Below are 26,944 nucleotides of genomic sequence, written 5' to 3'. Positions count from 1 at the left end.
GGTTGACACCAGGAAAACCAACAGACTCTCATCAACAGGAAAGGGCATCTCAAAATACTTGTAGAGACTGAGCCGCTTGCAACAAACCCGGAACGGCTGAGGCTTGCCAACTCCCCTCACAACGACGTTCCTGGTTCAAAATAAAGCGTAGCGTATAGGCAGACGGATAGCCTTCCACTTCCATCCAGAGCAAGTCACTTTCGGCTTCACAGGTGATTTTCTCCTCATCGACCAACTCATCAGCGATGTCTTCAATGGCTTGAGCAAGCTGTGCTAACAATCGGCAAAAATCGTCTAACTCCGCCTGAGTCAGCTCGATTGCCCACTCATCGGTACCCACTAACCCCTGATAATGAGTGGCTTGAGGATTCCAACCTAGACGCCAACCTGATCCAGTTTTGACAATTCGTTCCGTGGTCATTAGTCATTCTTTTCCAACCAATCTCGGATTACCATCTCAACGGTATGAGGAGATACCCCAACCAACAGGGCAAGAGCTTCTACCAACAGGGCAAAATCTAGCATTCGGGAAATTGTTTCAGCGCCAAAGAAGCCCAAAAACTGATTCAAAATTTGCTGGACTCGTTGTGCAGGTGTTGAGTGATCCGTTATTTGCATCATTAGTCGCACCCATTGGCGACGAATTAAATAAGCTCGTTTGCGCTCATCGGCTGATTCTGGAGTAAGTAAATTCAGATCTCCCACAGATATCACGAGCCGACAATCCTGATCAAATATGCCCCCGACAGCAGCACCGGGTCCGGCAAATTCGGCATGATAACGTTTCCAGAGAATTACACCATTTCGATGACGCGGATCAACGATTAATAACTGATTATTTAACCAAAAGTTTTTTTCAGGCATTGTTACTATGGCAGCGAATTAAATAAGCTCGTTGTCGCTCCTCGGCTGATTGGGGAGTGAGCAGCTTTAAATTACCCACAAGTATTATTTTCCGACAATCCTGATCCAATATGCCCCCAAAAGCAGCACCGGGTCCAGCAAATTCGGCGTGATACCGTTTCCAGAGAATTACACCATGATTCGGGCGACGCGGATCAACAGCTAATAACTGATTATTGAAGCCAAACTCTTCAATCATTGATGATTTAGGGGGTTTGGGTGGATGACCTGAACCTGATGTTTCTGTACTTAGAGTTTCCGATTTCGGGGATGATTTAGGCGAAGAATTTACTATCCAGGCAGGATTGCAACTCTCCCGAACTGGATTTGGGGAATGGTTCATGGTTACTCGATCATGAGTTTAATATTGTTTTAACTCAGACAGTAAGTTGTATCATTGGTGCTTGATTCGGATGGGTAAAATATTCACAAAATTTAATAGTCTCATCTGAAGAATAATTACTTCCCTGACGACTCTCGAATCATCTGGACGGTATGGGGAAATACCCCCACCAATAGAGCGAAGGCTTCGTCTGGTATTTTGGCAATGGTTTCGGCGTCAAAAAATCCCTCAAACTGACTCAGAATCTTCTGGGCACGTTTAGCTGGTGTTGGGTGACCCGTTATTTGTCTAGTCAGTTGCGCCCACTGGCGGCGAATTAAACAAGCTCGTTGGCGCTCATCAGCTGATTCTGGAGTGAGCAACCTCATATCCCCCACAGGTATCACTTGCTGACAATCATGATCAAATATCCCCCCGACGGCGGCACCGGGTCCAGCAAATTCGGCGTGATAACGTTTATAGAGAATTAACCCATTCCGACGATGCGGATCAACAATTGATAACTGATTATTGAAGCCAAATTTTTCAGTCATTGATAATTTTGGCTTTTCGGGTGGGATACCTAAAGCCGATGTCACTGATGGTTTAGATGATTCAGGGGAGATACCTGAACCTGATGTTTCTGTGCTTAGCTTGTCCGACTCCGGGGATAATTTAGGCGAATGATTCACTATCAAAGAATAATTGGAATTCTCCAGACCGAGATTTTTGGGCTGGTTCATTGTTCCTGACTGTTACTAGGGCAGGGGTTTACTCCTGTTTTAACGCAATCGCTGTTGCACTTATCCTACAAACTCCTAATCGCTGCCAATTGAGCTAGGATTGCATCCTCAGTGTCATAGTTCAGCAATTCTGGTGCTGCTTCTGGAGAAATGGTTTCAGGCAAGTGACTTCGTTCCCACTCAATGGTACGCTTCAGTGCTTCTACTAAGAGGACGGGTTCAACATAACCCAATTCCTGGCGGATGCGGGTAGAATCGACCACCCAATGCTGTTCTAAATTGTAGGGCAAACTCCAACTGTCTGGCATCAGGGATGGCGACGCAATTACGACTTCACCCGTCCATCCAGCCACTTGTCCAATGCGTCGAATCCGTTCTGCTTCCGTCGGAAATTCTGCCTCTGCTATATTGTAAACCTGACCCGTCGCTCGGTCATCGGTAATGGCAAGTGCGATCGCAGCAGCTACATTCTCCACATATCCCCATACGCCGCGCCACTGGGCAAAACGTTGTGCCAATACAATGGCTGGACGCTGTTCATCCATCCGCTTCACGTAGGGAAATAGGCGGTGCAAGGGATCACCGGGTCCATAAACCATTGGTAGCCGTAAAATTGTACCCGGTAACTCTGGGTCACCCATAACCACTCGTTCGACTAAAATTTTCTCATAATCAGCAGGGACATGCAAAGGTCGTTCGGGGAAGTCCTGATAGGGATAAAGGTGTTGGCGTAAGGGAGAGGTTTCTGTAATCGGTACAGGTTCAAGGGGTTCAGATTCAACGCCGCGCAGTACGTCATAAGCCCGATACACATCGCCACTGCTAATCACGACAACTCGCTGGGCAATGCCTTTGAATGTACTCATCAGGGTTCTAGCATCCTGTACAGTATAGGCGATCGCATCCAGAACCACTTGAGGTGAAATCTGCTCAAACTCGGCTTGGAAATCCCTGAGGTTTTGCCGATTTCCATAAATATGATCAACTCCTGATGGCAAATCAGCGTGGGTTTGTCCGCGATGGAACACCGTCACCTCATGTCCCATGGCTACAATTCGATGGATAACCGGAGGACTAATAAAATTTGTGCCGCCAATTATGAGGATTTTCATCGTTACTCCTGATTGGGCGATGGAATTCCAGTGATTTCGCTAACGAATTTAGACGCTGTATTAATTAACGAGGTATCAATATCGATGTGATAGTTGCCTTGTTTTAAAAGTTGGAGAATCACTTGACATAAATCAGCATTTCCTTTGCGTGCGCCTAAACCATTAATTGAGCCTTCGATTTGCCTGACTCCCCACTCTAGCCCAATGATTGAATTCTCTACTGCTTTGCCTAAATCATTATGACAGTGGACAGACAAAACCGCTTTGTCAATAGTCGGGACTCGGTTAACAATCATTTGCATCAGTTTAGCAAAGTTTGCCGGTGACTCCAATCCCAAGCTGTCGGGAATATTGATGGTGGTTGCACCTTGGCGGATAGCGACTTCAATCGCTTGACACAAAAAATCGGGATGACTGCGAGGTGCATCAAAGGCGCTCCATTCTACATCATCACAGAGGTTGCGGCAAAGGGAAATACTATCGTTGATGGTGGCTAATATATCCGCTTCTCTGTGGCTGGGAATATTAACCGATGTGTACGTATGAATTCTGCCTTGATTCGCAGGTTTAATTGCTTCAGCTACCCGGATAATTTCCTCTCGTTTAAAACTGGCTAATCCACAAATTGTTGATTTTTTTATCTGTTTGGCAATAGTAACTATTTCATCAAAATCCTTATTGTACTGTCCTGGATAGCCGACTTCAAGTATATCTACACCTATAGTTTCGAGCAATTTAGCCAGTCTTATTTTTTGCTGAACATTCATTTTTACTCCAGGTGTGAGTTCTCCATCTCGCATCGTGGTATCGAAGACGATGACTTTCAGAGGGTTTTCCGGTTTGGTTAGGTTTTTCATGAAAACAGAAGAATTATGTTGCCGATCAAAACGCTCAATCTTTAGAAACTATTCCCTTTTCCCTGTTTTTTAAGGTAAATTTGATAGTGGCATTTAGTACCCATCATCAACTATGCAACTGCTGTGCATCAGCAACGGTCACGGAGAAGATGTCATTGCTATCCGAATTTTACAGGAACTCAACGCTAGCCCAGATGCGCCCGAATTCGCTGCATTGCCGTTAGTGGGTGAAGGTGCAGCCTATCGGCAATTGGATATTCCCATTGTCGGACCGGTGCAAACCATGCCCTCTGGTGGTTTTATCTATATGGAAAGGCGTCACCTGCTGCGGGATGTGCAGAGTGGTTTGTTGAAATTGACATGGGCGCAATTGAAAGCGGTTCGCCGTTGGGCGAAACGCGGTGGGGTTATTTTAGCGGTGGGGGATATTGTCCCGCTTTTGTTTGCGTGGTTAAGTGGTGCCCCCTACGCCTTTGTGGGAACGGCTAAATCGGAGTATTATCTGCGGGATGAAGCGGGATGGTTACCGAATCGTCAGCGTTGGGAAGGATGGTCTGGTTCGGTGTATTTGCCGTGGGAACGTTGGTTGATGAGTCGCAAGCGCTGCAAGGCGGTGTTTCCGAGAGATAAACTGACAACAGAAATTTTGCAAAAATGGTCAATTCCGGCATTGGATTTAGGGAACCCGATGATGGATGGGATTGAACCGGAACAGCCAGAACCTGTATTTTATGAACCTGATGCTGAACAAAAAGAGATGCAGCGTCCTTTGGTGGTTGCACTATTACCGGGTTCCAGAATGCCAGAAGCCTACCAGAATTGGCAGAAAATCGCCCTAGCCGCAAATGGGTTATTGGAGGCTTATCAGGAACGATCTGTGGTGTTTCTCGGCGCGATCGCACCCGCTTTAAGTCTTGACCCCTTACAAGAAACGTTGACCGGGTATGGCTGGCGTCAGCAGCCTCTGGAAGCCATCGACGTGAATCTGAAGTTGAATGATCCGAGTGCGATCGCGTTTACTCAAAAGAATGGCATCGTGATATTAACCCAAGACGACTATACCCTGTGTCTGCTCAAAGCCGACTGCTGCATTGCCATGGCGGGAACCGCAACCGAACAATTTGTCGGATTAGGAAAACCTGCGATCGCAATTCCAGGAACAGGTCCTCAATACACCCCGGCTTTTGCTGAAGCCCAAACGCGACTATTAGGACCCTCCTTAATATTAGTCGAACAACCGGATCGAGTTGCTGAAGTCTTGCAGCAGTTGTTACGAGATCCGGATCGCTTACAACTAATTGCTGAAAATGGTCGCCGTCGTATGGGTCAATCCGGTGCAGCGCGACGCATTGCCGATTGTTTGATGGAACGGTTTGAGAAATAATTCTAACCTTTGAAAGATGTTAGTTTGAACCAAACTATTGTATTCCTAAACAGGAGATTCAATAAAAACCCGATCAAACTCATGCCCAATCTTGTCGAGACTGCCATCAACGTATTCGCGGGAGTCCTCGCCCTCAACGATAGTAGGGCGAGGAGGAATAGCGGGATGCCGAAAGAATGAAGGCATCCAATTTTTTTACGCTACGCATAAGCCGTTATTTCTCCTGATTAACTCGACTTTACTCGGAGCAAATTGCCCAATTCGTTTCCATGTGTAGTCGCAAACGGAAATATTTTTGGTCTTTTTGGTATCGGTAAACCCACTGACGTAGCCAATGTAAACTTTCCCGGCTTTCTCTGCTCTGACCCAATCACCAATCCTCACTCCAAATGGTGTGATTGTCCCACCCTTACGCTTTCTTACCCCTGACTTATCCGGTACTTCAAAGTGTAATTGACGACGGAAGAATCCATACTCTTTTCCCCGTTTCACTGCACCAGGACGAGTGATAATTTTAAACGGGGGAGGGGTCACGGTAACGCTACCCTTGTGGATATAACCATGGGAGTTAGAACCAATGAATGGGACATATTTGATGAAATACCCGCAAGCCAACGTCACTCCATCAACCGCGTGGGTCTCCGGTTTAGCTATGGACTTGTTAACTTTATCTTTCTCTAACCCTAGTTGAGTTCGGAGTTGGGATGTGCCATTCCCGTCCTTTTGCCAACCTTCACGAACATAAACGGGGGCGATTTTTTCCATTTGAGATATTGCCCAATTTTGCCCAGTCATCACCGGAGAGAAACCCTTACCCGACTTGGCACGCTTACGCTTAGTTTGGTCGATGTCGGCTCTAACCCGTTCATACCCAATCGCAGTTACTGGGAAAATTTTCGCTAGCTCTTTGACTACCCGTAACTCCAACTGTCGAGAAGCTTTGATGGATGGGGGTATTTTGTGACCTTTACGATTGTCAAACCTGCATTGCCGATGGTTACGTTGCTTGAATGGGACATTCCGGTTAATCCGTCGCGCTCGTCGCCCCCGTCGCAACATGGCGCGGGTTTCCATCCGTTTCTTGACCCGCCCAAATGGGAGGATAAGGTGTAGTTGTAGCAGGGTACATTTAGCGGACTGAACACCGACGCCGGAATAAGATTTACCCGGATCGACTCCTACCGCGATTGGCTGGACTTCCTCAGCCGATGGTGGTGTGGTGAGTTGGACATAGTAAACGCCTAGGTCTGACCATTTCCCCACTGCCTTGCCTTCTTTGACCCACCGTCTAGCCCTAGAAGGCTTGGTGGGCATTAAAGGTTTTCCTTCTTTGCTAACAACCGGAACACGATTCATAGAGATAATCCACTCGTGTAAATGTTTACGTCTCTTAAGGCATTGGTAAGGGTGTGTCCTGGACTTACCCAGTGTCTAGAGATTCCTAGACCTACATCTAAGCCGAACTAGAGAATCGTTCGGAAGTGGTTATCCCCTACCAACTCATGCCCTATTCATGACTTCCTGGCAGGTGCCCTCTGCCAATCCCCGTCCTCACGAAGTAGGGCGGGGTTCATGAACGCTGGTTCATTCAACACCCTAGTCAAGGCGGTTGAGGCTGCCAATTTAGTCGATACTCTCAAGAGTCCTGGTCCCTACACCGTTTTTGCGCCTGTTGATGAGGCATTTGCGAAACTGCCAAAGGGAACCTTAGACACACTCTTACAGGATATCCCCAAACTCCAGAAAATTCTCACCTATCATGTTGTCTCCGGAGATGTCAGAAGCGATAACCTGGTCGAGTTAAAAGAAGTGCCAACCATGGAAGGCTCAGTATTAGCAATTGATACATCCAGTGGTTATAAAGTGAATCAGGCTATTATTGTCAAGCCCGATATCCTGGCGGATAACGGTGTGATTCATGTGATTGATTCAATTTTGATGCCAGCAATGATGTCCAGTTGAATTTTTTATGTTGCGTAGTTTGTTACTAATTAGTTAGTTTGAATACCCAAAACTTTACCGAGGAATAGTTTTGGGTATCCTCTCAATATTTTCAGTTGTTGTTAGTGGTGATCAGCCGTCCTAATCTGCTTTCATTCGCTTACGTTTTGCAGCAAAGAAACCACCCAAGCCAAATAGTCCTAATAATGTGGTAGGTTCCGGTACAGATGCGATATCAGATTCGTCACCAAATTCTTCCGATGGATCTGTAGGAGAAGATGGTTCTTCTGCCACAGGTGGTTCAGGTTCGGGTTCAGAATCAACAGGTAACAAAGCGATCGGTTCGGGTACAGAGTCGATTGGAGCGATTGAATAGTCGAAAGATACTAAACCTGGCTCTACAGAGTCGTCATCCCCAAGAGACATTGCTGTTTGGGTCAAACCGCCGCTTATTATCAAATTAATATCAGAAGAGGAAAATAAAGAAGCGCTAGCATTCCCGTTAAACAAGACACTACAGGTACTCTCTAGACAGCTTTTTATATTGGTATATTCATAGTTACCTGCAACAATTTCATTATCTCGGTAAAAGACATCAAACTCAGAGAGCAAATTGTTTTGGGAATCTAGAACAGAACCCTGAAAGTTAATATCATCGATCAATGGTAAAAAGACACTAGGTAAGAGTTCCTCTAAATAGTCCTCAACATGACTAAGACCAACAGTTAACTCTTCATCTTCTGTATCAGATAACCGACCATGGGCATTATCGACAATAATTGTACTGTCGAAATCTACCTGTTGTGGATCAAGGAGCGCTTGAAGATCTGGTGGTAAAAATGAGGACACAAAGGGACTAACGTCTACGTCAAACGCAACAGATCCAGAGGAGTCAAATTTTGTCAAGTGAGCCGCTTCAGCCGGAGACATACCTACCACGCCGAGAGCCATAACTCCAGCTCCAGCAACTGCCATAGATAGCTTGTTCATGTCGATTTGCCGCTCTCCTACATTACATATACGTGTTCCCTCTTTAATCTATGGGATGTATAGACCTGATGAGGTAAAGTAACCGTGAAGTTTATATGAAGTTTTGATGAATTTTATGGATCGTCAAGTCGTGGGGAGGCGATCGCACAAAAACCGCATAAAAAAAAGCGAAGCATCCGCTGTGGTTATTGGCTCCTAGGTGAGTGCGAGTTATATCATGTTAACCTATCGTAGGGGCGGGTTTAGGGATTCAATTGGGCAGGTTACCGATAACTGAGCAACAAAACCCGCCCTTTATTCAAGGGTTATTGGCTTCGTTGACACGTTGAAAGGCTAAAGTTCCCTTACTACAAACAAGATGCGCCGCCGATGTGGATATTTCGTACCCGCACGGGGACACAAGCATGGGTCATTTGGGCGATTTGTATGGGTTCACCTTTACCACATAAATTTGTCCCACATTGTTGCCATTCAGATTTAGGTCCGATCGCGTCTACACTGTTCCAGAAGTCTGTGGTCATGGAATGATAGGTGACATCCTTTAACATTCCTACCACTTTGCCTTTTTCTATCTTCCAAAATGCATCGCCACCAAACTGAAAATTGCGCCGTTGCTGATCAATGGAAAAACTGCCAATGCCATCAATTAAAATACCATCTTCGGTATCGGCAATCATCTGGGCTAATGTCGCCGTATGACTTCCCCCCTCGACTCCCGGTTCTAAGCCTAAATTGGGAATGCGTACCATTGGCACACTTGACCAACTATCGGCAAAGGCACTACCATTGCTACTGCCTCGCCCTAAGCGATAGGCAGTTTCGCGATCGGTAAGATAATCCACTAAAATTCCATCCTTGACAACGTACCACTCTTGTGATGGTACGCCCTCATCATCATACCCCATGGTACTACGTCCCCCCGGTTGGATGCGATCGGCTTTGAAATTGACCCAAGGTGCGGCATACTGGAGTTTACCGAGTTTATCAGTTGTCGCGAAACTGGTGCCAGCAAAGTTGGCTTCATAGCCGTATACTCGATCTAATTCTGTGGGATGTCCGACGGATTCATGAATCGTCAACCACAGGTTTGTTGGTTTCAGAATTAGCGTGGTGCGGATACCTGAGGGACTTTTTGGCGCATGGACTTTTTCAATCGCTTCTTCCGCCACCCGTTCCACTTGAGAGAGTAAATCGGCTCGAATAACGTGTTCATAGCCCTTATTCAGAGGCGGACGTTCATAGCTACGATTTTGAGCATCTCCATTGGCGATCGCAGTACAGCCAAATCCAGGATACGTCCGATACAGCGTTTGGTGAATCAGCGAACCTTCTGTGGAAGCAAAGGTCTTATCTTCCTTGGTAAATTGTAAATAAGAATACGCCTTTTTAATCCCCCGTTCCCCATAACTCAGCAGTTGGTCATTAATGTGCAACAGTAAATCGGCTTTTTCCGTAATCGGGATACTAAAGGGGTCAATATCCATCGGAGTGATGTAGGTATCCTGATAGGCGGCGACAGGAACCAGTTGCACCCGTGTTTGCTGAGACAGGCGACTTCCCTTGGCGATTTCCACGGCTAAGGTAACAATCCGTTCCACCTCTGCGGGCGTTTTATAGGGACTCGCCGCAAAACCCCACGCCCCATCCAGTAACACCCGCACCCCAAAGCCAGCACTAACATGATCAGACAATTGACTCAGAGAGCGATCGCGGGCATAAAGATTTTGATGGCGGTAGGTACAAAATCGGACATCGCCGTATTCACAGCCTGCTTGACGAATCAAATCAATCGCCAGTTGAGCCAAATCCGTTGCGGTGGTGATGGGGGTGAGTGCTTGTACCATAGTCAGTTGTTAAATCCGTTGTTGAAATGTAGGGTAGTACCGACGTGCGCCCTATTTAAAAATGTGCGCCTTATTTAACCATAAACTTTATTCCACCGTTTTATCTGTGTCACACCGCCATTGCCAGGAGAAGAGTTACATCAATTGACGCTCTAACCATTGTTGCTCAACGTCAGACAGAGTGGGTGGAGGAGGTGGTTCATTGTAGTTAATCGACAAATCATACGCCGCTTCATCATAAACCTCTCTCATGATTGTCGGCGCATCTAACGCCACATCTGCATCAGGAAATCTTAAAGGAACCGGAATGATGGGTAACGTATCCTCTAGCCTCAACGTCCAGATATCCATAACACCCGAATGAGAACGAGTCAGCGCGATCGCATAAGCGACATCGGGCAAGTTAGGATGACTAAATGGGCGGATTCCACGACGCAGCAAATCAAACTCCAACAGATGAACTCCCGCTTGGTAGAGACGTTGGCGCTTCTGGCGGTAAGCGGTTAAACCGGGTTCGCGTTTATTCGCAGGTGAGATAATCTCAATACTCGTCACCAGAAGATTCTCCGCCGTATCTCGAATCTCAACTGTCGCCAGCCGTACCGGAACAGGTTGCAGCATGGGTAAGGTTAGGGAGGCGGGGGTAATGGTTAAGGTACTCGAACTCGCCGACGTATACGGGGTGGTTGTCTGCTTTCCTTGTCGCTGACGAACCTGCATCACCTCAACATCTGGGTATAAAATGCCAATTTCGCTTTCTGGGAATCGGTCTTCAGCCACATACACTTCCAATCTAGCCGTATAACGCGGACGCAGTTTAGGGGTTAACTGCTGGCGAATCTTACTGGCAAGGGCATGATGAACATCGGGCCACAGGTATCCTTCGAGGTAGGGGTCCATTCCCGGAAACGGTGAAGGCATGGTGATGGAATAGTTTGGGGCGTCTGCTTATTTTAAGCTGAGATCCCCGACTTCTTCAAGAAGTCGGGGATCTGTTCAAGGAAGTTATGAACAAAGTTGAGTAGAAAGTTCCGCCATCATCGTCTCCAGTTCAGGTGAGGGATTATCTACCCGATAAACTTCTTGCAACGCATCTGACCAAAGTTGCTGTTTGGTAAAATAGTTAGCTCGTTCCAATGCCATTTCCTCAGTCGTTGCCCCTTTTTCCCTCAGTTGTGCTGCTAAAATAATCAATCGCACCCGAATGCGATCGCGCTGTTTGCCATCTAAGACGGTAAAGGGTATAAATCGTATAGGTTGGCTATCGTCTGCCTGATCAAACATAACCCAGTGGTAAGCTTGACCAGGTTCTAAGGGTTCTCCTGTATAATTGACACGATTCACCCTTTGCCTATCATTAGCTGCAATCGGTTGACGCCAGATTATCTGCTCACTATTTGCCTGACGAATACCGATGCCACCGATTTTTCCTTGCCAAACGAATAATGGACGATTCTGCCAAAGTGTGACTGAATTTCTGCGGTATTCTGGTGTGATTAGGCAAAGTTCAACGGGTCGCGAACCTAAGGGCGGATCGTCCCGGCGATTTAACAAATCTTGGCGAATTGTTCTCCAGGATACATCAGGATGAATCGGAGCGGTTAGGGCTAGTTTTGCCGAGGATAAAACCAGACAAGTTGTTAGTAGCAAAGACTGTATTCTTTCAAGCATCACTATTTAATCGTCTCCCCAATACAGGTAAGGCGTAAATCCAAATTGTAACCGATGGTAAAAAGAAAGGAATTAATAAAGCAGCAGAAATATAAACCTGTAAGCCAATGATGCCATAGATAGCGGTGGCACTGGTTAATAGTACCAACCAATACCATAGCCGAATTTGTCGGCGTTCACTGATGATTAACACCATTCCTTTCCCCAGAAAAGCGGCAATCCCAACCATCCACAAATCGGGAATCGGAATCACTAATCGTTGAGTTAGTAAATGGTGCATGGTATAGGCATGTGCCTCACCCCCTGTAAATACGGGTGGATAATTCAGTTGCGGATTTTGCGATCGCCAATAGTTTACAGCCAGGGGAATGGGAAAGTTATCACTCCCTCCATCGGTTACCCCAGCTTGGTCATATCCGCCCGCCGCAATCAGGACAACTTGCTGGTTTAATTGTGCCGCTGTTGGTGCATTCTCGGTATTTTCCAGTAACTCCCAAGCGGCAATTGTTTGATAGGCATAATCGGGGGGAAGGGAAAAATCAATAATTGGGTATAACCAAAGCTGTTGGAAATTTCGCGATGGATTCGTAATGGCAGGAAGGCGCAACGGATGCAAAAATTCCGTGAGGGGATTGGGTGCAGGATTGTTGTCTAAATAGTGAATGAATCGGGTGCGAAAACTTGCCGATGAATCCGCCTCGGTTAATCGCTGCGGTTGGGGTAAATTCGGAGCAGGGGTTTGATTGGCGGCGTGGGCGAGGGCTAATAAATAGGCAAAGGAACAACTATCGGCACAATTGGTATTAGGGGGGAGAAGTTTAGTGTACCAAAGCGGTGCATTGATATAAGCCTCTAAACTCCAATTGGGGTGAGCGAGACTATCAATTATTCCTAGTTCTTCGTTCCCGGTTTTTACCGAAGCAAAGACTAACCAGGTTTGTTTTTTGTCAATGGATTGCTGAATAGACTGCGCCAGAACCTCATCTTCATCGGTGGGACTATCTAGGAGATAATCTAACCCAATCACTTTGGCATCTAAGGCGGTAAGCTGATCAATAAGACGGGCTAAATAGGTGCGGTCAATGGGATTAATGCGTCGTGCATCAATATTAGCCTGGATGAGAGACTCGCGGTCAATATGCACTAAAAGAACAGGGGGAGATTTATCTGGGGGAATCTGTTCAGTAATATTTCGATAAACCGACTGCATCCAAACCCGCCGTTCCAGTAGAAAATCTTGCACCCCAGGGCGTAAACTAAGAAACATGAGAACCAAAAGTGCGATCGCTTCGGGTTTCGTCGGTAACCAACGTTTTACCCGTTGCTTCCAGCCTGTGGGTTCTAGGCGAAATGGGGGGGCGTCAGGATGGCGAAATAGGGAGGGAACCAGATAGGCGCTAGGATAGGTGAGATGCTTTTCTAATTTGAGATACCGACAAGCCGCCCGCAGGGATTCTTGCACATCATGAAACTGGGCTAACCGTTGCAGAAACTGCACCAGGAATTCTTGGGCGACTTGATTGTGAATCGGTTCTCGCATCACCGCCACCTGGGGAAAGCCTAAATCAATCAGGGAATGGGCTAAACTGAGTCCATTACAGGAATTAAACAGGGCAAACTGTAAGCCGCGTTCCTTGGCGATTTTCAGCGGGGTGGCGATTTCACTGAAATTCAGAGACACTCCCGGCGCGATCGCAAACTCTCCGCCGGTTAATATGGTTTCATTACTATGACCTGCGAAAAATAAGATATCCCAGCCGCGTTCATCGGTAATCTGCTTGACAATTTTCCTTTTTAATGCATCCGTTTCTTGTCCCGGTTGCCAACCGACAAACACAACCTCAGCAATTCCCGTGAGCGATCGCACCGCCTCTTGATCCGCGTTAAAATTTAATCCGGTATCATCTCCCCAAATCACCAAAACCCGCGCCCGTCGCCGCCGCCTGGGTGTCACGGTAGTGCCTTGAATCGTCAGAGGTGTCCGCAGAATCTGAATTTGAGATGGTACCGCAAACTCCGTGCCAATTTCCCAAGCTTCCCAGGGTAATCGGGCGAGTTCTAGGGGATTACAGGTGATAAAGATTTCGATAATCGGGGTAGTATCTTTCATCCCCTGATCTCGCACCGCCTGAACGATACGAGAACGAAGTTCAAACAACTCCCCTCGCCGCAACCATTGATGAAACTCGTAGAGTAACTTTGCCTCAGCTTGAACCAGTTTAGCGTGCCAATCGACGGGTGGTTTCCTCAAGTTCCCCATCTGAGACACCCGCCCTCGCAGCGCCTGCTTATAGAAACTCAGATAGACTGAACTCCACTCCTGATACAGTGTGGTTAGGGTTTCCGGATAGGGTACAGTCACACCAATTAGTTGTCCTCGTCCCCAGGACAACTCAAACAGACACGCCTGTTCGACGCGCTGCACTTTGAGATAGAACACAAAACGGTTGGGAGTCATAGTCGATGAAATCGCCAATTGGCAACCACGATGCCTTGTGTATTGATTCTATCTCTCAGCCTTGAGGGGGATATGCAATTTGACGATTCCCACCTCTGGGATGAAGACAGGGCGCGTCAGCTAAGACGCATTTAAATTGGGTATTAGTAGCGAGCAAGATGCTCACACTACAAGAATTTCCTATTGTTGACAATAACGTTTAAATGATGAACAGCTTATTTGTAAGGTGGGCAATGCCCACCCTACATGAGACTGTGTATAAATCCTGTTACTGTTATCGTTGGAGTACACTCTATCGTACCCCGACAAACAATAAATGGATCAAATCCTTACTCGTAAATCCAAGGGTTAATGGTCGGTTGCCAGCTTACCAGTTCCTCCTCCTTAAACCAGAGCTTAATTTCATTTTGAGCGGTTTCTAACGCATCCGAACCATGGATGAGGTTGCGACCAACCGTGACGCCAAAATCACCCCGAATCGTTCCGGGTTCAGCGCTGAGGGGATTGGTTGCACCAATGATTTTCCGGGCGGAGGCGATAATCCCCTCCCCTTCCCAAACCATGGCCACAACCGGACCAGAGGTGATGAATTCGATGAGTCCAGCAAAAAACCCCTTGTCTTTGTGAACCGCATAATGTTGTTCAGCCAATTCCCGGCTAACACTCATCAGCTTGAGTCCCACCAGGGTAAAGCCTTTGGTTTCCAGGCGTTGGATGATTTCACCCACCAGATTACGCTGGACGCCATCTGGCTTAATCATCAGAAATGTCCGCTCCAAGTTTCTCTCCTCAACATTTTTCACAAATTACCAAACCCAGATTAGACCATATTCGTGTCCATCGCCCAATCAGACAGTTTGTAGTTGCGCTTTAGCGCCATAAATGGGAAGAACTGACGTATAAATACTGATATGTAGCAACCACCATAGCGGTTAGGACACATCATTTAGTAGAGACGTTCCGGCGGAACGTCTGGAACAACAGTTAGGAACGTCCTAATCGAGGTGTCTACTGCTATAACTGACAACAAACCCTTAACCAGGGTGCCATTCGACAGAGGAAATACGCACGCGAGAGACGTTCCATGGAACGTCTCTACAAATTCTGGTGTGATTATTATCTGTTTGTTTACTTGGTCTTGGTTTGCCCTTTAGCCTGTTCTAAGGCAATTTCCTTCAGCGCTTGGTAAGAATTGGAATTCGAGGTTCCTTCAATTGCCTTCACGGCTAAATCTTGCACCTGTTTCAGCGCCGCATCCAGTTGTTGGGAGAGGTTATGAATTCGGGCTTCCTGATTTTCAATGGTTTCTTGCAGCGATTCAATCCGTAGGTCGTAGAAGCGCTTTTGTCCGTCGATTTCTAACTGTTGTAAATCTGCCTTAACTTTAACTTGATTATTCGCGATCGCCTTTCCTTGTTCTTTGGCTTTCTTCACCGCCGCTTCTTTTTCCTGGTCAAAGGCGTCTACCTTCGATTTTAACTCATCAAACCGCTGCTCCTGTTGTGCGATCGCCTTTTCTCGTTCCTGCCATTGCTGTTGTTGCGCTTGATTGGCTTCTTCTAGTTCTTTGTACAGGGTTTTCTGCTGCTGTTCGTAAGCATCCTGATCTAAGTTACGACGTAATTCCAAATCATACTTGTACTCTTGCTCCTCCCGTTTCCGACTCCTTTCATAGTCTTCATTCCGCTCCTTAATTGCCTGTTGATGTTCAGCTTGCTCTTTTTGCCAAGCTTGACGCAAGTCCTGAATTTCTTGTTCTAATTCCTCTCGCTGTTGACTGAGTTCGGCTTCAAAGGCTTTGGAGTTTTCTTCATAAGTTTCAATTAAATCATCCAGCGTATCTTCTTCAATTTCATCTAAATCATATAAAGCTTCAAGCTGTTGGATTTCTTCGGCAACGGCTTGGCGCAATTCTTGTAACTTCGCCGCTTCAGTCGTGAGTTTTTCCGATAACTCACTCACCGCTCCCCCAAATCCAACTTGCAACTCAACCAAGCAATCCATTGTCGCTGTCATTTTATCAGAAGCGGTAGACAGCTTTTTACTCACGATTCCAGAGTGCTGACTATTTGGGGATGCGCCGTTATTTTTGACCTCTTTCTGAAGTTGTTTCAGTTTACTTTCTAGCTCTTTCCGCTCTTTCCATAATTCTTCATAAGATTCGAGAATTTCAGCTTTGGTGTTTTTGCTATTGGGTTTGCTTGCCATAATTATTACCTCGGATATTCTGAATCGTGATGGATGATTAGTTAATGGTTGGGTCAGGGCGGGTTTAATTACGTTATCGGTTTTGTCCAAAACGTTATCGGTAAAACCCGCCCCTACAGAACGGGTCTAGGCTTTGCTTTTTTCTGCATTATTAACGTTTGTAGAACTATCAAAGGCTCTCATCGCTAATGCCTGAGACTGTTTGAGACTATCCTGTAACTGAGCATAGAGTTGATTAATTTGTTCACTCTGCTTTTGAATCGTTTCCTCCAGAGACTGAACTTTGAATTCATAACTTTGTTTCGTACTTTCCCATTCTTTCTCCAGTAACTCCGCTTTAACTTTAGCGTCTTGGTGAACGTCTTTAATCGCCTCTTCCCTGGCTTTCTTCACCGATTCGTCCAAGTCTTTGGGGAAGTTATCGACTTTTTGCTGATACTCTTTAAATAAAGGCTGACGTTCTTGCAGGATTTTTTCCCGTTCTGACCAATGTTTTTCTTTTTCTTGGTTGACTTCGCGCAGTTCTCGTTCTTGGTTACGTTTTAAGGTTTCATATTCATCAGCCTCAATTTTGCGCTGACGTTCTAGTTGGTAAGTATAGTCAGATTCTTGCTGTTGTCGCTCTTTGGCTAAGGATTCAGCTTCTTCCTGAACCTTCTGCTCAAAGTCCGCCTGTTCTTTTAACCAGGATTTGTGCTTATCTGCTTTATCTTTCTCAATTGACTGACGCTGTTCTGTGGTGGTTTGTTCAAGACGTTTCAGGTTTTCTTGGTGTTCTTGGGTGAGAATATGCAAAGCATCAGCGACGACGCGAATTTGTTGCAAGTATTGTAATTGCTGCGTTTCTACCTGAATGGCTAACTTGAGTTGATCCCCTTTTTCCGATTCGGTGGTTAATTTTTCTGAGAGTTGATTAATAATTGTGCCAAAGTCTAATTGTAAATCTGCTAATCCTTTGACAATACTATCAACGGTGTAGGTTGAGGCGACGTCTAGAACCTGTTGATTTTTCTGTTTTTCGGCTTCTTCTTCCTTCGTGGCGATTTTGGAGTCAATGGTTTTGCGTTGGTTCAGGATTTGCTCAAAGGCTTTAAATATTTGGTCTTTGCTGTCTTTTGTTGCAACCACAATTAGTCTCCTTATTCTCAATAACGTAAATTAACTCGCGATCGCATGTTCCCTAGGTTAGCCTTTAGGGTTTGGGTATGGGTGTGATCTGGGTGTTTAGGGCTGTTCACTGGACTCGCGATCGCCTAGTTCGTGTTTAGTACACTTGTACTATAAACAGTATATTCAGATTCTTCTACGACTGTCAAGTCCAGCCAACAGCACTCAGACAGCGTAAATTAGAGAGATATTGAGAATTTGCCGAAATTTAGCAGATACAGCAGATTTGGTGGTTGATGAGGTACAGCCTTAAGCAAGATCCCCGACTTCTTGGAGAAGTCGGGGATCTGTCTGTGTACCTGTAGGGACACGACATGTCGTGTCCCTACTCTGAATCTATGGATATGTTCTAACCTAACGAGGAGAATAAAGTCCTGGTGCATAAGCTTCTAACACTTTACCCGTGCGGAAGCAGTTGATCATCAAGTAATCACATGCTGGACATTGAGTATTAGAGATATTCGTTTTAAAACAGTATTCTCGTTGAGCTTTACTGCCACAATTCGGACAATGTATTTCTTGTTTTATCTGCATTTTGTAAGGGGTTTTATGACAAAAAATGATTTAATTTAACCACTTAAATTAAATTTCCATGATTAAATTATGCCAAAGATTTAAACAAAATTTTGCTTTCTTAATACTTGCTTAATCTTCACTGAATCTTTACATTTGGCTATTGGATTCTACCGTTGCCGATGCAGACAGACCCATCTATCGGGCGAGGGAGGTTGTTTCGTCAAATGTTAAGAATAGTAAATAGAACCAGGATGGACTCAAGGTCAGGAACCCCACGCCTAAAGGCGGGGGCTTGGAATTGAGCCGCAACCTTACCAACCAACCCCAATTGCCGATGAAAATCTTCAGAACCATGGAAGCGCAACAACGCAGGAACCTACTCGCTCTATTCGCGGCGGGTCTTCTGTTTTGGTCAAGTTTAGCTTCGATGCTACCAGCATTACCCCCTTACATTGAAGACATGGGGGGAACAACGCAGCAAGTCGGGATGGTGATGGGCGGCTTTGCGATCGGGTTGTTGATGTTTCGACAACGGTTGGGACATTTAGCCGATCAACATAGCCGTAAACTGGTGATCCTGATTGGTACGATTGTGGTGGCGATCGCACCGCTAGGTTATTTGTTTGCGGATTCGATTGTCTGGTTAATGGCAATCCGGGTCTTTCACGGGATTGGTTTAGCGGCATTTACGACAGGCTATATCGCCTTGGTGACCGATTTGTCACCCGTAGGTCAACGAGGAGAGTTAATTGGCTATATGAGTCTGGTGACGCCCTTGGGTATGGGATTAGGTCCAGCCTTGGGGGGATTGCTGGAGGCTCAAGCGGGTTACACCGCGTTTTTTCTATTTTCTGGGGGACTGGGTTTCTTGGCGTTTGTTTGTGCTAGCCAGGTGAGGGAACCTGAGCGAATCCAGGGAGCCAAACAAAACACACCTAAACTAACCTTCAAAGGATTCTGGCAGCTATTGGTGAGTCCCCGGCTGCGGATTCCGGCTGTGGTTTTGCTTTTGGCTGGGTTAGCATTTGGTGGGGTGAGTACATTTGCGGCGTTGTATATCCGAGCCACAAATGTTGATTTAAATCCGGGCTGGTTTTTCACGGCGGTGGCGATAGGGAGTTTCGGGATGCGTTTAATCGCGGGGCGGGCGTCTGATCGGTATGGGCGAGGCGTGTTTATTACCGGGAGTCTGATTGGCTATGGATTCGCCTTAACCCTGTTTTCTCAAGCGCAAACCCCACAAGCCTTTTTGCTGATTGGTTTAATTCAAGGATCAGGGGCGGGGATTTTATTACCTTTGATGATCGCCTTAATTTCCGATCGCTCCGGTGCCCATGAACGTGGGCGCGTGTTCTCGGCTTGTATTGCGGGGTTTGATTTAGGGATTGCGATCGCAGGTCCGGTTTGGGGTACGATCGCTGAACCTCTGGGCTATCCCAGCATTTTTCTGGGCGCAGCGGGTTTGATTGTCTTAGCTGTGATTATTTTCACGACTCAATCGAGCAAAACCTTATCTCATTCCCTCAGATTTGCTGTAGGGCGGGAGCGAGATATTTATGTTTATCGAGAGGTCGAGTCTTAGATTCCCTGACCAATGACAAATGACCAATCATTGATAAAATAGAGAACCGTTAGTGAAAGTAGCAATGACTCCATCTCCTTCGTACTCTGATCCGCAGTTACTTAAGAGCGATTTAGCGGCACTTATTGAGCGACTGCCAAATCTGACTAATGAAAAATGGATTCAACGTGCTTTAGGCGTACTGGTGCGACTGACTCAGGAGGAGATTGATCGCCTGGACTGGAAAATCCTCACGGCGACGTTAGAGGATATGGAATCTGCCTTTCAAGTATTCTATCCCTATCGTCACGTCCGCAAGGTTACGATTTTTGGTTCAGCCCGGATTGATCCTCAGACACCTGAATATAAACTCGCCGCCCAGTTTGCCCGCTATTTGACCCAGCACGGTTTTATGGTGATGACAGGTGCTGGCGGTGGCATTATGGAAGCCGGACATTTAGGTGCTGGCGCGAAAAATTCCTTTGGTTTGAATATTCAGCTTCCCTTTGAGGAAACAAATCCGTTTATTCAGGGAGATCCGAAACTGATTCGGTTTAAATATTTCTTTACTCGCAAACTATTCTTCCTCAAAGAAAGTGACGCGATCGCACTTTTCCCCGGTGGCTTTGGTACGCAGGATGAAGCCTTTGAATGTTTAACCCTCTGTCAAACCGGGCGACTTGAACCGGTGCCATTAGTCTTGATTGATCGCCCTGGTGGTACATACTGGCACGATTGGGATGCCTATCTTCGCAAGCATTTAATTCAACGAGGGTTAATCAGCCCGGAAGATACGAGCCTGTATACGGTGACGGATAATCTGGATGTGGCTTATGAGGCAATTCATCAGTTCTACAGTGTCTATCACTCTAGTCGTTACGTGGGCGATCGGTTCGTGATGCGGCTTAAATCAGAGTTGTCTGATGCTGAGGTTGAACAGCTTAATGCTGAGTTTAGTGATATTGTTGTCAAAGGTCAGATTGACAAGAGCAACGCTTTACCGGAAGAACTTCCGGATGAAACAGCGGATTTGCCCCGCTTAATTTTTTACTTTAACCGCAAAGATTCTGGACGTCTCTATCAACTGATCGCTCGAATTAGTGAAATGGCGGCTGCATCCCCAGAAACAACCCATCCTGAACGTAAATAGGTAAGTAGGTGGGGACAATTACAGTGAACGGTGGAGTTCGTCATTCGTCATTCGTCATTTTTCATTTGTCATACTCGCTTCGCGAGAAGCAAGCTACGTCATTTGTTGATTGTTCATGGTTCATGGGTAATCCTCTTCCCCTGCTTCCCCATCTTCCCCATCTCCCCCATCTTCCCCATCTTCCCCATCTTCCCCAGCTCCCCCTGCTCCCTCAGCTCCCCCTGCTCCCCCAGCTCCCCCTGCACCCCCACTCCTCCGCTTCTTTTATTCTTGAAACAGATAATGGGAGAAAAAGGAATGAACCCAATTAAAATTATATTTTTCAGAGGAAATAATATAATTATTTTTATTCTTTCAAACAAGTAATTGCTTTTATTATCCTTTTATTAATCTTTAAAATAACTTTATCAAAAAATGATGACACTTCATATTCTGCTTGCCAGAATAGCTATTAGTGGTACCTGCGGATAGCAAAAAAATGTCCGAGCAAACATTATTGTAGCTGCCAATTCCTGCTCTGAGAACAAATCACTGCTTTTGTTCTTGCTTAATGCGCTCACTAATAGGAGTTAAAGAATGACTTTTGCTGTAGATTTTGATATTGCCAACGATTGGGGAAGTGGCTTTACCGCGAATCTAGAAATTGCCAACAATAGTTCCAGCAATGTAAATGGTTGGACTCTGGAGTTTGAAGCTCCCTTTGAAATTACGAATATCTGGGGTGCGGAAATTGTTAGTCAAGACGGCAACCGTTATACAGTTCGCAACCTCAGTTATAACGGCACGCTAGCGGCTGATGGTACGGTCTCTTTCGGTTTTAACGGTAGTGGCGACAGTATTGAACCAACAGGTTATAGTCTCAATGGAGAATCCATTGGCACGTCTCCATCCATACCGACGCTTTCTGTTGATGATGTAACCGTTACTGAAGGTGACAGTGGTACGGTTGCGGCTGAGTTTGTCGTCAACCTGTCCGAAGCCAGTGACCAAGAGGTGACGGTTGAGTATGGGACTGACAATGACACAGCCACGGCGGGGTCTGACTACACCGCTCAATCGGGTACACTCACCTTTGCGGCGGGAGAAACCTCTAAAATTGTCAGTGTGCCTGTAATTGGGGACACGACGGTGGAGAGCAATGAAACCTTCAGACTTAACCTCTCCAATCCCAGCAACGGAACGATTGCTGACGCTCAAGGGGTGGGTACGATTAACAATGATGACTCCAGTACTCCTCCAGCCAATACCCCCATCCGGATTGAAGCGGAAGACTATATCAGTTTCTTCGATAAAAGCTCAGGTAACACAGGGGGGGCGTTTCGCTCTGATGATGTAGATATCCAAGCCACTACCGATTTGGGTGGCGGCTTCAATGTTGGCTGGATTCAGCAAGGGGAATGGTTAACCTACGATGTCAACATTCCTGAAGCCGGAACCTACGACATTGTTGCTCGTGTTGCCTCAGCGCAGTCAGGGACACGCAGTTTAAAGGTTTCGGTTGGGGGTGAAAGTGAAACCCTGAGCTTTGGCGGAACAGGGGGATGGCAAAATTGGACGGATGTGACGGCTCAAGGGGTGAACCTCTCCGCTGGGAGTCAGCAACTGCGCCTGGATATGCTCTCCAACTCGTTTAATGTGAACTACATTGATATTGTCCCCAGTACCAGTTCACCCACGCCACCAACCCTTTCAATTAATGATGTCAGCCTTACCGAAGGCAATAGTGGCACGAAAAATGCGACATTTACTGTCAACCTCTCAGAGGCGAGTACTCAAAGCGTCAGTGTGAATTACGCCACGGCGAATGACACAGCGACAGCGGGGTCTGACTACACCGCTGAATCTGGCACCCTGACCTTTGCGGCGGGAGAAACCTCGAAAACTATTAGTGTCGCTGTCACTGGAGACACGACGGTCGAGAGCGATGAGACGTTTAACGTTAATCTCTCCAATGCTAGTAACGCCACAATTGGAGACAGTCAAGGGGTAGGAACCATTCTCAATAACGATTCCTCCCAACCCCCTCCTCAGCAAGGGGACTTTAATTATGGGGAAGCGCTGCAAAAGTCTATCCTCTTCTACTATGCTCAACGCTCTGGTGACCTACCCGATACCAATCCTCTCCCTTGGCGCGGTGATTCGGCTCTAAACGATGGCTCAGATGTGGGACTTGACCTCACGGGCGGTTACTACGACGCAGGGGACCATGTTAAGTTCGGCTTACCCGGAGCCGCTTCAATGACGATGCTGAGTTGGGGCGCGGTTGAATACCAGGATGCTTATCAGCAAAGTGGACAATTTGAAGAGATTCTGGACTCCATCAAGTGGGGTACTGACTATATCCTCAAAGCTCATGTTACCGATGGTCAAGGGACGAAAGAGTTTTACGGACAGGTTGGAGACGGTAACATTGACCACGCTTTCTGGGGCGCTCCGGAAGACATGACCATGGAACGACCCGCCTATAAAATCGACCGCCAGAATCCTGGGTCTGATTTAGCCGGGGAAGCAGCGGCGTCTCTGGCGGCGGCTTCGATTGTCTTCCGAGGAGTAGACGAAGCCTACGCGGATACCCTACTACAGAACGCCGAACAACTCTACGATTTTGCCGACCAATATCGCGGCGTCTATACTGACGCAATTCCAGATGCGGGTCAATTCTACAATTCCTTCAGCGGCTTCCAAGACGAGCTAGTTTGGGGGGCTACCTGGCTGCACAAAGCAACTGAGGCGGCGGGTAGTACAGATACGACCTATCTCAACAAAGCCGAAAGTTTATACCAGGGAATTGGTCCAGGGTGGACGCAATCCTGGGATGACAAATCTTATGGTTCGGCTATCTTGTTAGCTCAGGAAACTGGGAAATCTGAGTATAAAGGTGATGTGGAAGGCTGGTTAAACTCCTGGCTTCCCGGCGGTAGCACCGCAACCTATACCGATGGTGGACTCGCATGGCTGAGTCAGTGGGGTTCTCTGCGCTACAGCGCCAATACCTCATTCCTGGCTGGCGTCTACGCCGATACGGTTAATGACCCCAATGGTCAATACTCGGATTTTGCTGAGGGACAAATTGACTACATTCTGGGCGATAATCCCCGCGACTTCAGCTACATGGTTGGTTTTGGTGAGGACTATGCACTCAATCCCCACCACCGTGCGGCTTCTGGAGTGACGAATATCAGTGATTCTCGCGATAATCTACACACCCTTTACGGGGCGATGGTCGGCGGTCCAGCTTCAGCCGATGATTTTGATTATGTCGATGAGCGCACGGACTTCATTCGGAATGAAGTGGCGATGGACTACAATGCTGGCTTAACCGGAGCGTTGGCTAGAATGTACGGAGAATTTGGCGGAGAAACGCTCGATACTATTTCGGGAGTCAATCTCGATAACTTGAATTCGTTGACCGTTGCCGATGTCGTCGCGTCCTAGAGAAAAATAAGCAGGATAGCTGAGCAATTATCCTGCTTGTTAATTTGGTTTGATTAGAAGTAATTAATAGGGCAATTCTACCGCACCGAGTCTTTCAAGTCAATAGCTGCGTTTCCTTAGGAGACGCGGCTTTTTCCGTTACATAAGACATACCCAGATTTGCCGAAAAGTGGACATTTCTGGCGCTTACTTCCAAGGGTTTCTCCATATTATTCACTAGGTAAAGGTGCAAAATCTGATTAATGCATCCGGTTACCCATTGTATCTGTGCAATTGGGTAGATATTTTATGGCATAATTAGGGATTATTATACCGTTGTCTAGAGAAAATTAAGGAAATAGACCTTACAACTGTCTTTGGTGAAGTTAGCGATGACAACAATTGGATTTAAACGCATGAGACTGAAATCCCATGCTCAGATTAAACGCTTGATTGATTTTCACGAGCAACGTATGAGGCAATTATCAAACACGGTCGATAAAAAGCATACCTGTCGATATTATGCGAATTCAGCATTCTTGCTTTGTGCTGTCAACCCTCTCGGTTCCTGCGAAGGCTGTCAGGAGTATGAACCGGAGGTAACGTCTGATTAGAGAGTTATCCGATAAAAACGGATTCTCTTTCCTACCCTATTTCTTATCAAATAGCAAGATATTAGATTCGGCTTGGCTACGATAATTTAGTTGATTCACACTGTAGGGGCGCACAGACGTGCGCCCTTTATTCAATTACGCCTCTAAACTCAAAATCTTCCCAATCGTTCAGTCTATTTGAAACCATTTATTGCTTGAATATTGGTGGGTTACGGCGGATATTTTATTAAAGGGTTATTGCCTGAATTAAACTCCCGCCTAACCCACCCTACGAGATTGAAAAATTTCCTAACACACCTGAGTCAGGGCGCAAGCCTTGCGCCCCTACGAGCGTTTGTCGTCAGCTAAACAAGCTTTTCTAGACTGCTTCGTGCAATTACGCACCTCGCTTATGCCAAAACCCAATTAACCAGCGTGCGAACTGGAAAACCTGTCGCCCCAGCATTATTGCACCCGTCTTCTTTATCTGCCCAAACCGGACCTGCGATGTCTAAATGCGCCCACGATGTATCCTTCACAAACTGCTTTAAAAATAGAGCCGCCGTGATTGAACCGCCAGCACGAGGACCGGTGTTTTTCATGTCCGCAATGGGTGACTTCATTCCCTCAAAATATTTCTCCTCCATCGGCATCTGCCAGAATTTTTCGCCCGCTTTTTCCGATGCGGTTTTGAATTGAGCCGCGAGGGTGTCATCGGTTGTCCACAGTCCACCAATATCATTACCGAGTGCTACGATACAAGCCCCGGTGAGGGTGGCTAAATCCACGATCGCGTCTAACTCCAGCTTTTCGGCAAACACCAACGCATCAGCCAGCGTCAGTCGTCCTTCGGCGTCGGTATTATTCACTTCAATGGTTTTGCCATTGGACGCCGTAAGGATATCACCGGGATGCAACGCATGACCACTAATCATATTCTCCGTTGCGGCACTAATAAAGTGAACCTCCACATCCGGCTTTAATTGACCAATTGCCTTGGCTGCACCGAAAGTAGCACCCGCCCCTCCCATATCCATTTTCATGGTTTCGATACCGCTACCTGAAACTTTCAGGTTCAAGCCACCGGAATCAAAGGTTAATCCCTTCCCCACAATCGCCAGTTTCCGACGCGGTGTTCCTTGGGGTTTATAGGTAAGATGAATAAACTTGGGTGGCATTTCTGAGGCTTGCGCCACACCCAAAAACGCGCCCATGCCTAACTTTTCGCATTCGTCTCGCTCTAATACTTCTAGCGTCATGCCATAGGCAGAGGCAATATCCTGGGCTGTCTGTGCCAAGGTTTGGGGAGTGACAGAATTCGGGGGGGCGGCGACTAACTCTCGTGCTAAGATTACCCCTTCACAAATGGCATTCCCTTGGTTAATCCCGGCTTGGACATCACCGAGTCCCAATAATTCAACCTGTTCGAGTTTCGCACCCTTATCTTCTGGTTCTGACTTAAAGCGATTATCCAGATGTAATGCTAGAGTAATCCCTTCGGCGATCGCCTGGGCGCTGAGGGCAGTATCATTATTCACCGCCGGGAGACTAACACCCAGAGTTTTACACTTTTGCTGCTTTGCCATCCGCGCGATCGCCGCCGCTGTCCGACGTAAACTGTCTACCGTTAGGTCATCCGATTTCCCCAACCCGACTAAAATAACTTTACGAACTGAGCTACCGGCACCCACACGAGTTACAGCACTACTGCCAACGCTTCCTTTAAACTCGGTTTCCTCAATCAGTTCCTTCAGCGTACCGGAGAGTTTCTGATCAAGCTGGGCTAAATCACCCGTTAACTCTACAGCATCTTCAAAGAATCCCAGTGCTAGGGCATCACCAGTCCAATCTACCCGTGGTGTATCCGTGGCTCGAATTTCCATTCCTTGGTTCTGTCTCTTATCTTTTACCTCATCTTTAGTATTGCATTAGTCATTAGTCAGGGAACAGGGAACAGGGAACAGGCAATAGGGAACAGGGCAAGGTAGAGTTTTGAGTTAACTTCCCCATCTCCCTCATCTCCCCCATCTCCCCCATCTCCCTCATCTCCCCTAGTCTTCTGCCTTCTGCCTTCTGCCTCCTGCCTTCTGCCCTCTGCCTTCAATGCCAC

General features: G+C 46.7%; 23 protein-coding genes and 1 pseudogene. 6 read left to right on the top strand and 18 right to left on the bottom strand.

Annotation, left to right across the window (positions count from 1 at the left end):
• Positions 1 to 49 precede the first annotated feature (49 nt).
• From RIE73_RS25570 to RIE73_RS25545, 6 genes and pseudogenes are all read right to left on the bottom strand, one after another.
• Positions 50 to 421, bottom strand: coding sequence for a DUF1818 family protein (locus tag RIE73_RS25570; protein WP_446403852.1), 372 nt, complete (start codon positions 419 to 421; stop codon positions 50 to 52).
• Complete coding sequence (locus RIE73_RS25565; RefSeq protein WP_446403851.1) at positions 421 to 864, bottom strand: hypothetical protein; 444 nt, start codon at positions 862 to 864, stop codon at positions 421 to 423. Before RIE73_RS25565 ends, RIE73_RS25570 begins: the two co-directional genes overlap by 1 nt.
• A 13-nt stretch (positions 865 to 877) precedes the next feature.
• Positions 878 to 1,102, bottom strand: a pseudogene (locus RIE73_RS25560) (hypothetical protein); the annotation flags it as partial.
• Between the two features lie 260 nt (positions 1,103 to 1,362).
• Entirely contained in the window at positions 1,363 to 1,779 is a 417-nt protein-coding gene (locus RIE73_RS25555; protein ID WP_446403877.1) for a hypothetical protein, read from the bottom strand.
• Between the two features lie 254 nt (positions 1,780 to 2,033).
• A complete protein-coding gene (locus RIE73_RS25550; protein ID WP_446403850.1) occupies positions 2,034 to 3,080 on the bottom strand; it encodes an NAD-dependent epimerase/dehydratase family protein in 1,047 nt (348 codons plus the stop codon).
• A gap of 2 nt (positions 3,081 to 3,082) precedes the next feature.
• Positions 3,083 to 3,937, bottom strand: coding sequence for a 2-isopropylmalate synthase (locus tag RIE73_RS25545; protein WP_446403849.1), 855 nt, complete (start codon positions 3,935 to 3,937; stop codon positions 3,083 to 3,085).
• 112 nt (positions 3,938 to 4,049) lie between these two features.
• Between RIE73_RS25545 and RIE73_RS25540 the strand changes: the two genes are divergently transcribed.
• Positions 4,050 to 5,321, top strand: a complete 1,272-nt coding sequence (locus tag RIE73_RS25540) for a lipid-A-disaccharide synthase-related protein (RefSeq protein ID WP_446403848.1) — start codon at positions 4,050 to 4,052, stop codon at positions 5,319 to 5,321.
• Positions 5,322 to 5,516: 195 nt separating this feature from the next.
• Here the strand turns inward: RIE73_RS25540 and RIE73_RS25535 are convergent, their stop codons facing one another.
• Entirely contained in the window at positions 5,517 to 6,677 is a 1,161-nt protein-coding gene (locus RIE73_RS25535; protein ID WP_446403847.1) for an RRXRR domain-containing protein, read from the bottom strand.
• A gap of 216 nt (positions 6,678 to 6,893) precedes the next feature.
• Here RIE73_RS25535 and RIE73_RS25530 point away from each other — a divergent pair, with 216 nt between their 5' ends.
• A complete protein-coding gene (locus tag RIE73_RS25530) occupies positions 6,894 to 7,283 on the top strand; it encodes a fasciclin domain-containing protein (RefSeq protein WP_446403846.1) in 390 nt (129 codons plus the stop codon).
• A 120-nt stretch (positions 7,284 to 7,403) separates the two neighbouring features.
• Here RIE73_RS25530 and RIE73_RS25525 read toward each other — a convergent pair whose 3' ends face one another.
• From RIE73_RS25525 to RIE73_RS25490, 8 genes are all read right to left on the bottom strand, one after another.
• A complete protein-coding gene (locus tag RIE73_RS25525) occupies positions 7,404 to 8,252 on the bottom strand; it encodes a PEP-CTERM sorting domain-containing protein (protein WP_446403845.1) in 849 nt (282 codons plus the stop codon).
• 347 nt (positions 8,253 to 8,599) lie between these two features.
• Positions 8,600 to 10,096: a TldD/PmbA family protein gene (locus RIE73_RS25520; RefSeq protein ID WP_446403844.1), complete on the bottom strand. Its 1,497-nt coding sequence runs from the start codon at positions 10,094 to 10,096 to the stop codon at positions 8,600 to 8,602.
• Between the two features lie 135 nt (positions 10,097 to 10,231).
• Complete coding sequence (locus RIE73_RS25515) at positions 10,232 to 11,017, bottom strand: DUF4058 family protein (protein WP_446403843.1); 786 nt, start codon at positions 11,015 to 11,017, stop codon at positions 10,232 to 10,234.
• An 84-nt stretch (positions 11,018 to 11,101) separates the two neighbouring features.
• Entirely contained in the window at positions 11,102 to 11,746 is a 645-nt protein-coding gene (locus RIE73_RS25510; protein WP_446403842.1) for a hypothetical protein, read from the bottom strand.
• A gap of 13 nt (positions 11,747 to 11,759) precedes the next feature.
• A complete protein-coding gene (locus RIE73_RS25505) occupies positions 11,760 to 14,225 on the bottom strand; it encodes a CHASE2 domain-containing protein (RefSeq protein ID WP_446403841.1) in 2,466 nt (821 codons plus the stop codon).
• Positions 14,226 to 14,554: 329 nt separating this feature from the next.
• Positions 14,555 to 15,004: a nucleoside-diphosphate kinase gene (gene ndk, locus RIE73_RS25500; protein ID WP_446403876.1), complete on the bottom strand. Its 450-nt coding sequence runs from the start codon at positions 15,002 to 15,004 to the stop codon at positions 14,555 to 14,557.
• Between the two features lie 349 nt (positions 15,005 to 15,353).
• Positions 15,354 to 16,436, bottom strand: coding sequence for a hypothetical protein (locus tag RIE73_RS25495; protein ID WP_446403875.1), 1,083 nt, complete (start codon positions 16,434 to 16,436; stop codon positions 15,354 to 15,356).
• A 123-nt stretch (positions 16,437 to 16,559) separates the two neighbouring features.
• The gene (locus tag RIE73_RS25490; protein ID WP_446403840.1) at positions 16,560 to 17,561 is read right to left on the bottom strand and encodes a hypothetical protein; all 1,002 of its coding nucleotides are present in this window, start codon (positions 17,559 to 17,561) and stop codon (positions 16,560 to 16,562) included.
• A gap of 853 nt (positions 17,562 to 18,414) precedes the next feature.
• Between RIE73_RS25490 and RIE73_RS25485 the strand changes: the two genes are divergently transcribed.
• Both RIE73_RS25485 and RIE73_RS25480 read left to right on the top strand, forming a co-directional pair.
• The gene (locus RIE73_RS25485) at positions 18,415 to 19,698 is read left to right on the top strand and encodes an MFS transporter (protein ID WP_446403839.1); all 1,284 of its coding nucleotides are present in this window, start codon (positions 18,415 to 18,417) and stop codon (positions 19,696 to 19,698) included.
• Between the two features lie 64 nt (positions 19,699 to 19,762).
• Positions 19,763 to 20,827, top strand: a complete 1,065-nt coding sequence (locus tag RIE73_RS25480; protein ID WP_446403838.1) for an LOG family protein — start codon at positions 19,763 to 19,765, stop codon at positions 20,825 to 20,827.
• A gap of 113 nt (positions 20,828 to 20,940) precedes the next feature.
• Here RIE73_RS25480 and RIE73_RS25475 read toward each other — a convergent pair whose 3' ends face one another.
• The gene (locus tag RIE73_RS25475) at positions 20,941 to 21,189 is read right to left on the bottom strand and encodes a hypothetical protein (protein ID WP_446403837.1); all 249 of its coding nucleotides are present in this window, start codon (positions 21,187 to 21,189) and stop codon (positions 20,941 to 20,943) included.
• A 214-nt stretch (positions 21,190 to 21,403) separates the two neighbouring features.
• On the opposite strand from RIE73_RS25475, the gene RIE73_RS25470 reads away from it, so the two are divergent.
• Both RIE73_RS25470 and RIE73_RS25465 read left to right on the top strand, forming a co-directional pair.
• Entirely contained in the window at positions 21,404 to 24,262 is a 2,859-nt protein-coding gene (locus tag RIE73_RS25470) for a glycoside hydrolase family 9 protein (protein WP_446403836.1), read from the top strand.
• 371 nt (positions 24,263 to 24,633) lie between these two features.
• Positions 24,634 to 24,855, top strand: a complete 222-nt coding sequence (locus tag RIE73_RS25465) for a DUF6464 family protein (protein ID WP_446403835.1) — start codon at positions 24,634 to 24,636, stop codon at positions 24,853 to 24,855.
• 389 nt (positions 24,856 to 25,244) lie between these two features.
• Here the strand turns inward: RIE73_RS25465 and RIE73_RS25460 are convergent, their stop codons facing one another.
• Together RIE73_RS25460 and RIE73_RS25455 are read right to left on the bottom strand one after the other, a co-directional pair.
• A complete protein-coding gene (locus tag RIE73_RS25460; protein WP_446403834.1) occupies positions 25,245 to 26,717 on the bottom strand; it encodes a leucyl aminopeptidase in 1,473 nt (490 codons plus the stop codon).
• Positions 26,718 to 26,773: 56 nt separating this feature from the next.
• Positions 26,774 to 26,944, bottom strand: a complete 171-nt coding sequence (locus tag RIE73_RS25455) for a hypothetical protein (RefSeq protein ID WP_446403833.1) — start codon at positions 26,942 to 26,944, stop codon at positions 26,774 to 26,776.

The organism is Coleofasciculus sp. C1-SOL-03, assembly GCF_040220555.1.
In the GTDB taxonomy this organism is placed as follows: Bacteria; Cyanobacteriota; Cyanobacteriia; order Cyanobacteriales; family Coleofasciculaceae; genus Coleofasciculus.
The sequence above is the reverse complement of the archived record's forward strand: the minus strand, read 5'-3'. Positions and strand labels throughout refer to the sequence as shown.

Bases quoted from the DNA above. Each gene is read 5' to 3' on its own strand.
- RIE73_RS25460 (WP_446403834.1), bottom strand. From the start codon at position 26,717: ATGGAAATTCGAGCCACGGATACACCACGGGTAGATTGGACTGGTGAT.
- RIE73_RS25570 (WP_446403852.1), bottom strand. From the start codon at position 421: ATGACCACGGAACGAATTGTCAAAACTGGATCAGGTTGGCGTCTAGGT.
- RIE73_RS25480 (WP_446403838.1), top strand. From the start codon at position 19,763: ATGACTCCATCTCCTTCGTACTCTGATCCGCAGTTACTTAAGAGCGAT.
- RIE73_RS25550 (WP_446403850.1), bottom strand. From the start codon at position 3,080: ATGAAAATCCTCATAATTGGCGGCACAAATTTTATTAGTCCTCCGGTT.
- RIE73_RS25505 (WP_446403841.1), bottom strand. From the start codon at position 14,225: ATGACTCCCAACCGTTTTGTGTTCTATCTCAAAGTGCAGCGCGTCGAA.
- RIE73_RS25555 (WP_446403877.1), bottom strand. From the start codon at position 1,779: ATGACTGAAAAATTTGGCTTCAATAATCAGTTATCAATTGTTGATCCG.
- RIE73_RS25470 (WP_446403836.1), top strand. From the start codon at position 21,404: ATGACTTTTGCTGTAGATTTTGATATTGCCAACGATTGGGGAAGTGGC.
- RIE73_RS25565 (WP_446403851.1), bottom strand. From the start codon at position 864: ATGCCTGAAAAAAACTTTTGGTTAAATAATCAGTTATTAATCGTTGAT.
- RIE73_RS25465 (WP_446403835.1), top strand. From the start codon at position 24,634: ATGACAACAATTGGATTTAAACGCATGAGACTGAAATCCCATGCTCAG.
- RIE73_RS25535 (WP_446403847.1), bottom strand. From the start codon at position 6,677: ATGAATCGTGTTCCGGTTGTTAGCAAAGAAGGAAAACCTTTAATGCCC.
- RIE73_RS25545 (WP_446403849.1), bottom strand. From the start codon at position 3,937: ATGAAAAACCTAACCAAACCGGAAAACCCTCTGAAAGTCATCGTCTTC.
- RIE73_RS25530 (WP_446403846.1), top strand. From the start codon at position 6,894: ATGAACGCTGGTTCATTCAACACCCTAGTCAAGGCGGTTGAGGCTGCC.
- RIE73_RS25520 (WP_446403844.1), bottom strand. From the start codon at position 10,096: ATGGTACAAGCACTCACCCCCATCACCACCGCAACGGATTTGGCTCAA.
- RIE73_RS25540 (WP_446403848.1), top strand. From the start codon at position 4,050: ATGCAACTGCTGTGCATCAGCAACGGTCACGGAGAAGATGTCATTGCT.
- RIE73_RS25525 (WP_446403845.1), bottom strand. From the start codon at position 8,252: ATGAACAAGCTATCTATGGCAGTTGCTGGAGCTGGAGTTATGGCTCTC.
- RIE73_RS25515 (WP_446403843.1), bottom strand. From the start codon at position 11,017: ATGCCTTCACCGTTTCCGGGAATGGACCCCTACCTCGAAGGATACCTG.